12 protein-coding genes are annotated in these 12619 nt (G+C 67.5%); 8 read left to right on the top strand and 4 right to left on the bottom strand.

The features are described 5' to 3' along the window. Window positions 1-173: 173 nt before the first annotated feature. Window positions 174-2069 carry a molecular chaperone HtpG gene (gene htpG, locus L8G49_RS10470; protein ID WP_242185428.1) on the top strand — a complete coding sequence of 632 codons (1896 nt, stop codon included), beginning with the start codon at window positions 174-176 and terminating at the stop codon, window positions 2067-2069. 58 nt (window positions 2070-2127) lie between these two features. Here htpG and L8G49_RS10465 read toward each other — a convergent pair whose 3' ends face one another. Then, window positions 2128-2829 carry a phosphatase PAP2 family protein gene (locus L8G49_RS10465; RefSeq protein ID WP_242185426.1) on the bottom strand — a complete coding sequence of 234 codons (702 nt, stop codon included), beginning with the start codon at window positions 2827-2829 and terminating at the stop codon, window positions 2128-2130. 312 nt (window positions 2830-3141) lie between these two features. Here L8G49_RS10465 and L8G49_RS10460 point away from each other — a divergent pair, with 312 nt between their 5' ends. The 7 genes from L8G49_RS10460 to L8G49_RS10430 all read left to right on the top strand — a co-directional run bounded on the left by L8G49_RS10460 (window position 3142) and on the right by L8G49_RS10430 (window position 10886). Continuing rightward, window positions 3142-3819: a response regulator transcription factor gene (locus L8G49_RS10460; protein WP_242185424.1), complete on the top strand. Its 678-nt coding sequence runs from the start codon at window positions 3142-3144 to the stop codon at window positions 3817-3819. Next, a complete protein-coding gene (locus L8G49_RS10455) occupies window positions 3812-5164 on the top strand; it encodes a HAMP domain-containing sensor histidine kinase (RefSeq protein WP_242185422.1) in 1353 nt (450 codons plus the stop codon). The genes L8G49_RS10460 and L8G49_RS10455 overlap by 8 nt, the downstream gene beginning before the upstream one ends. Window positions 5165-5323: 159 nt before the next feature. After that, window positions 5324-6397: a type III polyketide synthase gene (locus L8G49_RS10450; RefSeq protein WP_242138072.1), complete on the top strand. Its 1074-nt coding sequence runs from the start codon at window positions 5324-5326 to the stop codon at window positions 6395-6397. Next, window positions 6394-7080: a methyltransferase domain-containing protein gene (locus L8G49_RS10445; RefSeq protein ID WP_242185412.1), complete on the top strand. Its 687-nt coding sequence runs from the start codon at window positions 6394-6396 to the stop codon at window positions 7078-7080. The genes L8G49_RS10450 and L8G49_RS10445 overlap by 4 nt, the downstream gene beginning before the upstream one ends. Continuing rightward, window positions 7059-8189 carry an FAD-dependent monooxygenase gene (locus L8G49_RS10440; RefSeq protein ID WP_242185400.1) on the top strand — a complete coding sequence of 377 codons (1131 nt, stop codon included), beginning with the start codon at window positions 7059-7061 and terminating at the stop codon, window positions 8187-8189. Before L8G49_RS10445 ends, L8G49_RS10440 begins: the two co-directional genes overlap by 22 nt. A gap of 4 nt (window positions 8190-8193) precedes the next feature. Continuing rightward, window positions 8194-8616, top strand: coding sequence for a peptide-methionine (R)-S-oxide reductase MsrB (msrB, locus tag L8G49_RS10435; protein ID WP_242138069.1), 423 nt, complete (start codon window positions 8194-8196; stop codon window positions 8614-8616). A 182-nt stretch (window positions 8617-8798) separates the two neighbouring features. Next, complete coding sequence (locus L8G49_RS10430; protein WP_242185750.1) at window positions 8799-10886, top strand: PBP1A family penicillin-binding protein; 2088 nt, start codon at window positions 8799-8801, stop codon at window positions 10884-10886. On the opposite strand, the gene L8G49_RS10425 is transcribed toward L8G49_RS10430, so the two are convergent. The 3 genes from L8G49_RS10425 to L8G49_RS10415 are packed head-to-tail and all read right to left on the bottom strand — an operon-like array spanning window position 10862 to window position 12554. Next, window positions 10862-11536 carry a YgjP-like metallopeptidase domain-containing protein gene (locus L8G49_RS10425; protein WP_242185391.1) on the bottom strand — a complete coding sequence of 225 codons (675 nt, stop codon included), beginning with the start codon at window positions 11534-11536 and terminating at the stop codon, window positions 10862-10864. The genes L8G49_RS10430 and L8G49_RS10425 overlap by 25 nt on opposite strands. After that, a complete protein-coding gene (locus tag L8G49_RS10420; protein ID WP_242138067.1) occupies window positions 11533-11964 on the bottom strand; it encodes a YcgN family cysteine cluster protein in 432 nt (143 codons plus the stop codon). The genes L8G49_RS10425 and L8G49_RS10420 overlap by 4 nt, the downstream gene beginning before the upstream one ends. After that, entirely contained in the window at window positions 11961-12554 is a 594-nt protein-coding gene (locus tag L8G49_RS10415; protein WP_242185389.1) for an SCO family protein, read from the bottom strand. Before L8G49_RS10415 ends, L8G49_RS10420 begins: the two co-directional genes overlap by 4 nt. Window positions 12555-12619 lie beyond the last annotated feature (65 nt).

The raw sequence follows: 12619 nt of genomic DNA, 5'->3' as shown, positions 1-12619 counted from the left end.
ATGCGCCCCGATGAAGCGGTCGGGGCGCGACATCGATTTCGCCTAACTTTCGCCTAACCTTCCGCGCCCGCTCCGGCAGGGTGCGCACGTGCGACCCCTGCAAACCCTTGACCCCATCGCCCTGCCAACCCAACTCCGGCGCATCACCACCGCATAGGGGCTGCGACCACATCATGACGACCACCACCGCTCCGGAAACCACTCCCCAGACCCACGCCTTCGAGGCCGACGTCGCCAAGCTGCTGCACATGATGGTGCATTCGGTCTATTCCGACAAAAGCGTGTTCCTGCGCGAACTCGTCTCGAACGCGGCGGACGCGTGCGAGAAGCTGCGCTACGAAGGGATCGCCGACCCCTCGCTGCTCGGCGACGATGCCAGCCCGCGGATCACCGTCACGCTCGATCCCGATGCGCACCGCCTGACGATCGAGGACAATGGCATCGGCATGAGCGCCGCTGAAATGACCGATGCGCTCGGCACGATCGCGCGCTCGGGCACCAAGAGCTTCATGGACAAGCTCGCCGACGCGCAAGGCAGCGACGACCCGCAGCTGATCGGCCAGTTCGGCGTCGGCTTCTACGCGGCGTTCATGGTCGCAAGGACGGTGGACGTGGTGTCACGCCGTGCCGGGGCGGACGATGCATCGATCTGGTCGTCGGACGGGCTGGGCAGCTACACGATCGCACCGATTGCGCCGTCCGAAGCGCCGTCGCGGGGGACGCGCGTCGTGCTCCACCTGCTCGACGACGCACAGGACTATGCGCAGCGTTTCACGGTCGAACGGACGATCAAGGCGCAGTCGGGGCATGTTCCCGTGCCGATCTTCCTGCGCGAGAAGCCCGATGCCGAGCCGGTCGAGATCGCCGATGGCGCGGCGCTCTGGACCAAGCCCAAGTCGGCGATCACCGAGGCCGATTACACCGATTTCTATCGCAGCGTGTCGGGCCAGTTCGATGATCCCGCGCTGACGCTGCATTACCGGGCGGAAGGGCGCCACGAATATTCGGTGCTGGCGTTCGTGCCGTCGACCAAGCCGTTCGACCTGTTCGATCCCGATCGCGCCGGGCGGATCAAGCTGTACGTCAACCGCGTCTTCATCACCGACGAGGCGGAGGTGCTGCCCCGCTATCTGCGCTTCGTGCGCGGGCTGGTCGACTCGTCCGACGTGCCACTCAACATGTCGCGCGAGATGATCCAGCAAAGCCCGGTGCTCGCCGCGATCAAGAAGGGTGTCACCGCGAAGATCCTGTCCGAGCTCGAAAAGCGCGCGACCGCCGAGCCCGAGGCCTATCTCGGCATCTGGGACACGTTCGGGCCGGTCCTGAAGGAAGGGCTGTACGAGGATTTCGAACGCCGCGACGCGCTGCTCGACCTCGCGCGCTTCCACACGACCACGTCGGACGGCGGCTGGCGCTCGCTTGCGGACTATGCGGCGGGGCTGAAGGAGAACCAGACCGCAATCTATTATGTGACCGGGACCGATCTCGACCGGATCGCCACCGCGCCCCAGCTCGAGGGCTTCCGCGCTCGCGGCGTCGAAGTGCTGCTGCTGTCCGACCCGATCGACAATTTCTGGGTGACGGCGGGAATCGACTATCAGGGCAAGCCGTTCCGGTCGGTCACGCAAGGCAGTGCCGATCTCGCGCTGATCCCGCTGCTGGAGGGCACCACGCCGCCGTCCACCGAGGCGAGCGGTGCCGTGTCCGACTTCCTCGCCTTCGTGAAGACGACGCTGGCCGACTCGGTTTCGGACGTACGGGCGTCGGATCGCCTGACCGAAAGCGCGGTGTGCCTGGTGGCGACCGAAAGCGGCATGGATCGCCAGCTCGAACGGATGCTGGCGAGTGCGGGGCAGGCACCGCCCAAGGCCAAGCCGGTGCTCGAAGTCAATCCGCAGCATGCGCTGATCGTCAAGCTCGCCGCACTCGGCGAAGGCGATACGACGCTACGCGAGGATGCGGCGCATCTGCTGTTCGACGAGGCGCAGATCGCCGACGGCGAGCAACCGCTCGACCCGCGCGCCTTCGCCGCCCGCCTCGCGCGCGTCCTCACCCGCGCGCTGGGGTGAACGGCCCGGCCGGGCTCTTGCGGCGCAGGTCCGCGAGCGCCCGGCCCGTCGGGCGCGGTCAGTCGCCCGGTTGCTCGAGCGTGTTGCGCGCCTGGAGCCACCAGGCGATCGTGGCCGCCAGAAAGGCCCAGCTCGCCCCCAGGATCCAGCCCGCCAGAACGTCCGTCGGCCAGTGCACCCCCAGATACAGCCGCGACAGGCCGATCAGCAGCGTCAGCGCCATCGCCGCCAGCAGGACATACACCCGCAACCCCGACGATTCGACGCTGCGCGCGACCAGCGCCGCGAGCGTGAGATAGACGATCGCCGAGTCGGCGGCATGACCGCTCGGGAAGCTGGTGTTCGAGAAGGTCGCCCAATGCGCGACGACGTTCGGCCTCGGCCGGTCGAACACCGATTTGAGGGTCTCCACCGCAAAGGTGCCAAGCAGCGACGCGGCGATCAGGAACCCGGCCATCGCGGCCTTGCGTGCGATCAGCAAGGCCCCGGCGACCAGTGCCACGACGAGCGTCAGCGTGGTCACGTCGCCAAGCGCAGTAAAGTCGAGCATCGCCTTGTACAGCGCGTGGAAACCCGCCCCCGGGCGATCCGCCGCGTTCCGGATCGCGCGCAGGATCATGGCGTCGAAGGCGTTGGTGTCGCCGGCCCCGACTTCGGAGGCGAGGTGCAGGACGAGCAGGAGCAAGGCCGCCGCGATCCCGAAGGCAAGCAACAGCGCCCGGTCGGGGCGTCGTTGCAGGGATTGCAGGGCTCGCAGCATTACCATGATCACACGCTCGTTTCCGGGGCACCGCCAACCCGGTACGGGTCGCGTCCAAGCTGACGCAACGGACGAAGCCACGGTTGGTCTCCGTCGCGCAGGCGCGCCGGGACCGCCCGCACCACAAGGTTGGCACTTTGTAATCGCCGTCGGCGCTGTATCCGGCACCCAGACCCGCTACCGGCGCTCGCAGCCGCGGGGCGGCGCCCGTTTCGGGGCATCGCCACAAGGGCTTCGTTTCGGGCCAGCGCGGCGCTATCGGTGACACGATTCCGGCGCGCGGCATCAACTGCGAAAGACTGAAGACGGCCTATGCGTATCCTGCTTGCCGAAGACGACCAGGAGGTTGCGGACTTCATCGCGCAAGGGCTCGCGGGGCTCGGGCATGTCGTGACGTGCGTCGGCGATGGTTCGGCGGCCGCACGGCGCGCGACCGAGGAACCTTTCGACGCGATCGTGCTCGACCGGATGCTGCCCGAGGTCGAAGGACTGGAAGTGCTGCGGCGGATCCGCGCGGCGGGGGGCAGGGCTCCGGTGCTGGTGCTCACCGCAAAGGGCGGGATCGCGGATCGGGTCGAGGGGCTGGACGCCGGTGCGGACGATTATCTGGTCAAGCCGTTCGCACTGGCCGAGCTTGCCGCGCGGCTCAACGCGCTGGCGCGGCGCGCCCCGGGCGACGCGGTACCGACCCGGCTCGAGGTAGGCGACATCGTCATCGACCTGTTGCGGCGCGACGTGACGCGCGCCGGGCGCGTGGTGCATCTGCAACCGCGCGAGTTCGCCTTGCTCGAGCAATTGATGCGGCATGTCGACACGGTGGTCACGCGCACGATGTTCCTCGAGCTGGTCTGGGGCTTCCATTTCGATCCGCAGACCAACATCGTCGAAAGCCACTTGAGCCGGCTTCGCACCAAATTGCGCGAAGGCTTCGAGGACGATCCGATCGAAACCATCCGCGGGGCCGGCTATCGGATCCGAAGCCATGGCTAGCGTGCGCGCCAGCGCGGCTTACCGGATCGCCTTCACCTGTTCCGCCGCCTTCGCGCTGGCGATCCTGCTGCTGGGCGGTGCCGTCTATTTCGCCGCGGACTCGGCATTTCGCGCGCAACGCGATTCGGCCATCCAGGAAGCGATCGTTGCGCTGAAGAGCCAGCCCGATCTTGCCGCGCTTCGCCGCGAAGTCAGCGAGCGCGAAGCCAGTGCGTCGACCGAGGCGCTCGGGTTCGCGGTGTTCGACCGGGCGGGACGCCGCATCGCCGGATCGATGGTGACGTCCCGCCCGCCGCTCGGCTGGAGCACGATCGTCTTTCGGGATCCCGCCGAGGGGGAGGACTCCGCCCATGCCCTGGCGGTCGCGCGGGACGATGGCAGCCGTATCGTGGTCGCGGCCGATTCCGAGACGATCGAAGTGATCGACGCCACGATCCTCGAACTGTTCAGCGTCGCGTTCGTGGCTGTGCTATTGGTCGGGCTGTGCGGCGCCCTGCTGCTCGGCAGCTACCTCCGTCGCCGGTTGGGCGCGATCAGCCGGACCGCGCGCGCGGTGGTGGCAGGCGATCTCGCGCAGCGGGTGCCGATCGGCGCCGCGGACGACGAATTCGACCAGGTCGGGCACGCGCTCAACACCATGCTCGACCGGATCGCGCATCTCATGGAAAACCTCCGCCAGGTGTCGAGCGACGTGGCGCACGACCTGCGCACGCCGCTGCTGCGGTTACGCAACCGGCTCGAACAGGTCGGGACCGTCGAGGGTGCCGCCGAGAAGGCGATCGAGCAGGGCGACGCCCTGCTGGCGTTGTTCACCGCCATTCTGCGCATCTCGGAAGTGGAAGGGGGGGCGCTGGTGCAGAGTTTCGCGCCCGTCGACCTGTCCCTGCTCGCGACCGACGTGGCCGAAAGCTACGCCCCCGCGATGGCGGACAGCGATCATGCGCTGAGCTGGTCGATCGAGCCGGGGATCTGCGTGCTTGGGCATCGCGAACTCCTGGCGCAGGCGATCGGCAACCTGCTCGACAATGTCCGGGTCCACACCGGCCAAGGCACCGCCGCGCGCCTGATCCTCGCCGGCATTGGCACCGTCGCGCAGGTGACCGTGGTCGACGATGGGCCCGGTGTCCCGGCGGCGGACCACGAGCGTATCCTCCAGCGCTTCGCGCGAACCGAGGCCAGCCGGACCAAGGCGGGCAACGGCCTGGGGTTGAGCCTCGTGGCGGCGATCACCGCGGCCCATGGAGGAACCGTAGCGATCGCCCCGGGAACGGTCGGTCTGGGCGTGACTTTGGCGTTGCCGCGATCGCACAGCGGCGGCGGGTACGCGCAGGTTGGGAAACTGTAACCCGTACCCCCGGTCGCGGTTTTCCGCGCCCGTGGTGGCCGGGAACGGCCCGCACGTCGCGGCTTGGGGCATCCGTTCGGGGCTTCCCGGATCCGAACGCGCGGGCTAGCGTTGTCTCAGCGGTCGGGAACCCCACTCTCCGCCGATTGAAAGCGTGCATTGCTTACCACCGCTCACATCACCGGGATCGGCACCGCCGTCCCGGGACACGACATCCACGCCGCTTTCATCGCGTGGGCGCGCGCGCGCCTGCCCGATCCCCGCAGCACGAGGGTGTTCGATCGCATGGCGTCGCGCGCCGCGATCAACCATCGCTGGTCGATCCTCCCGGTCGGTGACGACGGCGGATCGCCGGTCGATGCGGGGGGATTCTATGCGCGCGCGGTCCTGCCGGGAACCGCGGAACGCATGAAGCTCTATGCCGAAGCCGCGCCCGCACTCTCGCTCGCGGCGATCTCGGCGCTCGGGGAAAAGGTGGCCCTCGACCACATCTCGCATCTGGTCGTGGCGAGCTGCACGGGGTTCGTCGCGCCCGGCATCGATCAGATCATTGCCGCACGGCTCGGGCTGGCCCCGACGGTCGAGCGGCTGCTGGTGGGGTTCATGGGCTGTTATGCGGCGGTCGCGGCGCTGCGCAGTGCCCGGCATATCGTCCGGTCCGATCCCGCCGCGCGGGTTCTGGTCGTATGTGTGGAACTGTCGACCCTTCATCTGCAGGATACGCCGGCGCTGGAGCCTTTGCTGGCGATGCTGCAGTTCGGCGATGGCGCCGCCGCCGCACTCGTCTGCGCTGACCCGCTAGGCTTTGCGCTGGACGCGCCGTTTGCGACCACCTTGCCGGATTCCGCCGAACTGATTCGCTGGGACATCACCGACCAGGGTTTCGCGATGCACCTTTCGGGCGAAGTTCCGGGCCGGATCGCGGCCGGACTTGCGGATCCGGTCTTTGCCGCTGCGGCGACGGGAGGGCGCGACCCGCAGGACATCGACGGCTGGGCCGTCCATGCCGGTGGGCGGTCGATCCTCGACGCGGTCGAAACCGCCCTGCACCTGCCGCATGACGCGCTGGCGACCTCGCGGGGCGTCTTGGCCGATGTCGGCAACATGTCCTCGGCGACGCTGATGTTCGTGCTGGCACGGTTGCTCGCAGGTCCGCGGATCGAAAATGGTGTTGCGCTCGCCTTCGGGCCCGGCCTTGCCGCCGAAGGCTTCGGTTTCCGGAGCGCCCGATGACGCTGCGACAACGCGCCATCGCCGAAGAGTTGATGGACGCGGACGATCTGTCGGCCGAAACCTATGCTGCGGTCGTGGGGGATCTCGCCAAGGTCAACGTCGTGACGATGGCACCCCGCCCGACGCTCGATTTCCTCGCGCGCGCGACCGCCGGCATGTCCCGGTTCAAGCTGCTCGACGTAGGGTTTGGCGATGGCGACATGCTCCGCCGGATCGCGCGGTGGGCTGAACGGCGTGGCTTGGTGGCGGACCTCGTCGGGGTGGACCTCAACCCGCGCAGCGCGCTTGCGGCAACCGGGCACACCCCGGGCGAACTGCCGATCCGCTACGTCACCGGCGATTATGCGGACCACGCGGGGGCCGGTTGGGACTTCGTGGTCAGCAGCCTCGTCGCGCACCACATGACCCATGCCCAGTTGATCGCCTTCCTGCGGTTCATGGACCGGGAAAGCGCGCGAGGCTGGTTGATCAACGATCTGCACCGTCACGGCGTCGCGCATGTCGGCTTTCCGATTCTGGCGACGCTGGCGCGCTGGCATCCGATCGTCCGCCATGACGGCACCTTGTCGGTCGCACGCTCCTACCGCCCCGGTGAATGGCCCCCGATCCTTGCCGAGGCCGGTGTTGCCGCGCGCGTCTATTGCGTTTTTCCGTACCGGTTATGCGTCGAACAGCTGCGCTGATCGTCGGCGGCGGCCCCGCGGGCGCCAGCGCCGCGATCGTGCTTGCGCGTGCGGGCGCACCACATCTGCTCGTCGAGCGTAGTCGGGAGACCGGAGACGCGATCTGCGGCGGCTTCCTCAGCTGGCGCACGCTCGAATCGCTTGCCCGGATCGGGATCGCGCCCGGCGCCCTGGGCCCGGCAAGGGTCGTTCGGAACCGCATCTTCCTGGGCCACCGGCGCATCGACACGCCCTTGCCCCGCCCTGCGCACGGCGTTTCCCGGCGGCTTCTGGATACCGTCCTCATGCAGCAAGCCATCGCCATGGGCGCGGCCGTCGAGCGCGGCGTGACGGTCCGCAGCCTCGTCGGCAGCACCGCGCTGATCGACGATGGTGCGGAACTGGCCGGCGACACGCTGTTCCTGGCAAGCGGGAAGCACGATGTCCGCGGCGCGGCGCGACCAGCCGAAGCCCGCGGGGAGGACCCTGTGCTAGGTCTGCGCGTCCGCCTTGCCGCTGCACCCGGTCTCACCCGCCTGATCGGCGACGCGATCGAACTCCATCTGTTCGACCGCGGCTATGTCGGCATCGTGCTGCAGGAAGACGGAAGCGCCAACCTGTGCATGGCGGTCCACCGCTCGAAGATGCTGGCCGCGGGCTCACCCGCTGCTTTGCTCGACACGCTGGGTCGGGACCATCCTGCGCTTGGCGACCGGCTAGCCTATCGAACCGGGGGGGAGCCGATCGATGCGATCGCCAACGTGCCCTATGGCTGGCGCGCGTTGCAGACGACCGACGCGGTGTTTCGCCTCGGCGATCAGGCGGGCGTCATTCCATCGCTGGCTGGGGAGGGGATGGGAATCGCGATCGCCAGTGGCATCCGGGCAGGCCATGCCTATATCGCAGGAGGTGCGGCGGCGGCACCGCGCTTCCAGCGTGATTTCGCTGCTGCCACTGCCCGGCCGATCCGGCTGGCGGGACTGGTGCGCGACGCGGCCGAACGGCCGTGGCTCGGCAAAGCCTTGCTTCCGCTGGTCGGCCACGTCCCCGGACTGATTGATATCATCGCACGCGCCACTCGTATCGGCCATTCGCCGCTTGACCACGCCGCACGCCAACAGGAAAACTGAGTCCATGGAGCATATCACCCTGTCCGAAACCGAGTGGCGCAAGAAATTGAGCCCCGAAGCCTATCACGTGCTGCGCGAAGCCGGAACGGAACGGGCGTTTTCCGGCCGGTATAACAACAACAAAGCCGATGGCGTGTATCGCTGCGGCGGTTGCGCGCTGCCGCTGTTCGACTCGGCCGACAAATACGACTCGGGCTCGGGCTGGCCAAGCTTCACCCAGCCGATCGATCCCGAGAATGTTACCGACCACAGCGACACGAGCCACGGCATGACGCGGACCGAAGCGCGCTGTGCCCGGTGTGATGGTCATCTCGGCCATGTGTTCCCCGATGGTCCGCCACCGACCGGCCTGCGCTACTGCATGAATTCGCTGAGTCTCGAGTTCAGGGCGCGCGGCGCTGCCAACGGCGAAGAGGCGCGCGGCTGATCGATTCGGCAAGCGTCGCCGCGGCAGGGATTGCCAAGGCATGGCTTGTCGGATCGTCCGGCAAGCCCTAACGCTGACAACCGCGCATGGCCCGCTCTCCCGCTTCTTCCCCCCGCTCCGTGCGCGCGCCCCTGTGGCGGCGTCGGCTGGTGCTTGCACTGCAGCTGGTGGCGGGATTGGTGATGTTGGCCTTCGCGGTCCTGGCCATCACGGTCTATGTCTCGGAAGGCCAGTTGCCGAGCTATGACGAGCTGAAATCGTCTCCCAATGGCCAGATGATCCGCGTCCATGCCGCCGACGGCACGGTGATCGTGTCGCTCGGGCCGAGCTATGGCGAATGGCTGTCCTACGACAAGATCCCGATGGTGATGCGCGAGGCGATGGTGTCGGTCGAGGATCGCCGTTACCGGTCGCACTTCGGCGTCGACCCGATCGGTATGGCACGCTCGGTCCGCCTGGCGATCGACAATCGCGGCAAGGGTCGTCGCCTGCAGGGTGCGTCCACGATCACGCAGCAGGTCGCGCGGACGATCTTCCTGTCGAACAAATATACGTTCGGTCGTAAGGGCCGCGAAGCGATCCTGGCCCTCGCGCTCGAACGCAAGTTTACCAAGGACCAGATCCTCGAACTCTATCTCAACAAGGTGTATTTCGGCGGCGGGGCCTACGGCATCGACGCAGCCTCGCGCCGGTTCTTCGGCCACGGCGCGGACCATCTGAGCCTGTCCGAAGCAGCGATCATCGCGGGCCTGGTCAAGGCCCCGTCGGTCTATTCGCCCACCGCCGACGCGGAGGCCGCGGTCGGACGGGCCGGCGTGGTGATCCGATTGATGCAGGAAACCGGCGCGATCACGGCGGAGCAGGCAGCGGAAGCGAATCCGAAGGACGTCAAGCTTGCACCCGAACCCAAGCAGAACAGCGTCCGCTACTTCACCGACTGGGCGCTCCCGCAGCTCGAAGTGCTGATCGACGAAACGCAGCGTCCGCTCGAAGTGTGGACCACGCTCGACCTCAACATGCAGCGCGCGGCCGACACCGCGATCCGCTCCAACGCCCCGCCCGGGGCGCAAGGCGCACTGGTCGCGATCGATCGTGACGGGGCGGTCCGCGCCATGGTCGGGGGCACCGACTATGTCTCGTCGATCTACAACCGCGCGACCCAGGCACAACGCCAGCCCGGGTCGGCGTTCAAGCTGTTCGTGTATCTCGCCGCGCTCGAAGCAGGCCACAAGCCCGAGGATTCGATCGTGGACGAGCCGATCACGATCGACGGCTGGAGCCCCCGGAACGACAGCCGCCATAACTCCGGTGCGGTGTCGCTGCGCACGGCCTTTGCCTATTCCCTCAACACGATTGCCGCCAAGCTTGGGCAGGAGGTCGGGTTCGCCACCGTCGCCGACATGGCACGCCGCTTCGGCATCACCACCAAGGTCAACACCCATCCGTCGATGGTTCTCGGGACGTCGGACGTACGGCTGATCGACATGACGCGCGCATTTGCGAGCGTCGGCAACAAGGGCGTCGCCGTGACCCCTTACGGCATCACCAAGGTAACCACCTCGGGCGAAACCATCTATGCCCAATCGGTCGATACCAGCCATGTCCTGGTCGCCCCGTATGTGGCCGCGCAGATGACCGACCTGCTGCAGACCACGGTCAACACCGGGACGGGTCGCGCGGCGCAGATCGGCCGTCCGGTCGCAGGCAAGACCGGAACGACGACGTCGAACAAGGACGGCTGGTTTCTGGGCTTCTCGAGCGGGTTGACGACGGGCGTATGGATGGGTCGCGACGATGCGAAGACGATCGCTGGGCTGCACGGCGGGACGGCACCGGCGCGGGCCTTCGCCGACTTCATGAAAGTCGCCGTCGCCAACCGGCCGGTCGAACAGTTCGACACCAAGGTGACCTTGCCCGAATATCAGCTGGAGCCCGACCAGGAATCCTATTTTGGCGAGGCGGATAACGGACTGTTCGTGGACCAGAACGGCAACCCCGCGGAGCCCGGTCAGACCGTTCCGGCGCCTGTTGAGGGCCAACAGGTCGACCCGGACGGCAATCCGATCGTCCGTCAGCCTCGGCCGGCACCGGACCGCGGCACGGACGAGCAGCAACCGACCGATCGTCCCGCCGACGGCGAGAAGCTCGACCAGGCCTGGCTGGATCATGTCCTGGGTCGGGATCCGTCGCGTGGCGCGCCGGCGCGGCCGCCGCGTGACCGACAGGCGCCACCGCCGTCAGATCGTCAGGATTCGCGCCCTACCCAGTGAAGCGCCGCGCCGTTCGCGCGCAGCCACGCATGCGAGCGCGCGGGATCGGTTTCGTCGAGCAGCGCGACGACCCTGTGAAACTGCGGCCCGTGGTTCATGTGCAGACGATGCGCGACCTCGTGCGCCACCGTCGACCGCCGAACGAACCGCGGCATCAGGATCAGGCGCCAGCTGTACCGGATCGTCCCGCTCGAGGCGCAACTTCCCCAGCGTGTCCTGGGATCCCCGACCGCCACCTTGGTGACGACGACACCCGCCCTGGCGGCAAATTCGGCTGTTTCCTCGCTCAGCACGCGAAGGGACTCGCGCTTCAGCCAGAGTTCGACCCGTCGTGACAGACCGTCGCGCGGACCGCCACACCGCAGCACCCCGCCGTCGCGGACGATCCGCCGGCTCGCGCCGTCCTGCCAGGCGATGGTCACCATGCCGTCATCGAATGGAAAGCTGGCGCCGGGCGCGAACGGCATGGGTTTTGGCAGGCGTTCGCGCTGCGCTGCGATCCAGTCGGACTTGCCGGCAGCCCAGGCCAGGGCCGTCTTCAGCGAAGCGCGTGGTGGCAACACCAGCCGCACCCGCCCGGTTGTGCTATCGACCGACAGACGCGCGCGACGCGCACGCGCGTTGCGGACGACCTCGGGCTGGTCGCTCACAGCTCGCGATCTACCAGATGATATTCCAGCTCGCCCGCATCGTCCTCGGAGATCGTCCATCCCCGCACCGACTGCCCTGCGCGATGGACCGCCTCGCGGTCGCCGCAGACGAGATAATGCCACGCGTGCAACGGCTCGTCCGCGGCGCGCAGCCGATAGGCGCAGGTCGAGGGCAGCCAGTCGATCGTACGCACGTTATCGCGGCTGAGCCGCACGCATTCGCTGACATAGGCATGGCGATGCTTGTAGTTCGAACACAGCGCCGTCGCCCGGTCGAGCAGGCGACAGGACACGTTGGTCGGCAGCAATTCGCCCGTCTCGTCATCCTCCAGCTTGTGGACGCAGCATTTGCCGCACCCGTCGCACAACGCTTCCCATTGTCCGCGGTCGAGCGTGTCGATCGGCTCTTCCCAAAACTTGCCGCTCATTTCACCCACCGTTCAAGCTCGGTTGCGACCGCCTGTGGGGTCTGGTCCTGTGGCAGCAGCGCCACGGGCTTGCCCGCCGGGTCCATCAAGAAGGCAAAACGCCCATGCGCGACGAGATATCCACCTTGCGCATTGGGCTTGTCCGCCTGGACCGCCACGCCATAGGCCTTGGCGAGCGCAAGCACGGCGGCAGGGTCGCCCGTCAATCCGACCATGCGCGGATGAAACGCCGTCACGAACGCCTTCAGTACGGCGGGCGTATCCCGCTTGGGGTCTACCGTGACGAAGATGGGCACGACCTTCGCGGCGCGCACGGCATTTTTTGCTTCAAACACCCGCAAGCCAGCGCCTATCGTCTGCATGTCGGTCGGGCAAACGTCGGGGCAGAAGGTATAACCGAAGTACATGATCCGATACCGCCCCGCGAAATCGCGGTCGCTGCGGGGCTTTCCGTCCTGATCGGTCAGCTGGAACGGTGCACCGATCCGAGCCCCGTCAAGCGGGGCGTGGTCGGTCGTTATGGGGCTGCTGCAGGCGATGGGAAGCGCGGCTAGCAGTAACGCGGACAGCGCGCGGGCGATCTGGTTCATGGCGCGGTCCGTCATGATCTGTTAGGGGGCAGGGCGCAAGCATTGCGCCGGTTTCGCCTTCTGTC

Source organism: Sphingomonas sp. CARO-RG-8B-R24-01, from assembly GCF_022662295.1.
Classification (GTDB): Bacteria; Pseudomonadota; Alphaproteobacteria; order Sphingomonadales; family Sphingomonadaceae; genus Sphingomonas.
This window is presented reverse-complemented; position numbering and strand designations above follow the sequence as displayed.

Excerpts from the sequence above, each read along its gene's own strand:
- htpG (WP_242185428.1), top strand. The coding sequence starts at position 174 with ATGACGACCACCACCGCTCCGGAAACCACTCCCCAGACCCACGCCTTC.
- L8G49_RS10465 (WP_242185426.1), bottom strand. The coding sequence starts at position 2,829 with ATGCTGCGAGCCCTGCAATCCCTGCAACGACGCCCCGACCGGGCGCTG.
- L8G49_RS10460 (WP_242185424.1), top strand. The coding sequence starts at position 3,142 with ATGCGTATCCTGCTTGCCGAAGACGACCAGGAGGTTGCGGACTTCATC.
- L8G49_RS10455 (WP_242185422.1), top strand. The coding sequence starts at position 3,812 with ATGGCTAGCGTGCGCGCCAGCGCGGCTTACCGGATCGCCTTCACCTGT.
- L8G49_RS10445 (WP_242185412.1), top strand. The coding sequence starts at position 6,394 with ATGACGCTGCGACAACGCGCCATCGCCGAAGAGTTGATGGACGCGGAC.
- L8G49_RS10440 (WP_242185400.1), top strand. The coding sequence starts at position 7,059 with ATGCGTCGAACAGCTGCGCTGATCGTCGGCGGCGGCCCCGCGGGCGCC.
- msrB (WP_242138069.1), top strand. The coding sequence starts at position 8,194 with ATGGAGCATATCACCCTGTCCGAAACCGAGTGGCGCAAGAAATTGAGC.
- L8G49_RS10430 (WP_242185750.1), top strand. The coding sequence starts at position 8,799 with ATGTTGGCCTTCGCGGTCCTGGCCATCACGGTCTATGTCTCGGAAGGC.
- L8G49_RS10420 (WP_242138067.1), bottom strand. The coding sequence starts at position 11,964 with ATGAGCGGCAAGTTTTGGGAAGAGCCGATCGACACGCTCGACCGCGGA.
- L8G49_RS10415 (WP_242185389.1), bottom strand. The coding sequence starts at position 12,554 with ATGAACCAGATCGCCCGCGCGCTGTCCGCGTTACTGCTAGCCGCGCTT.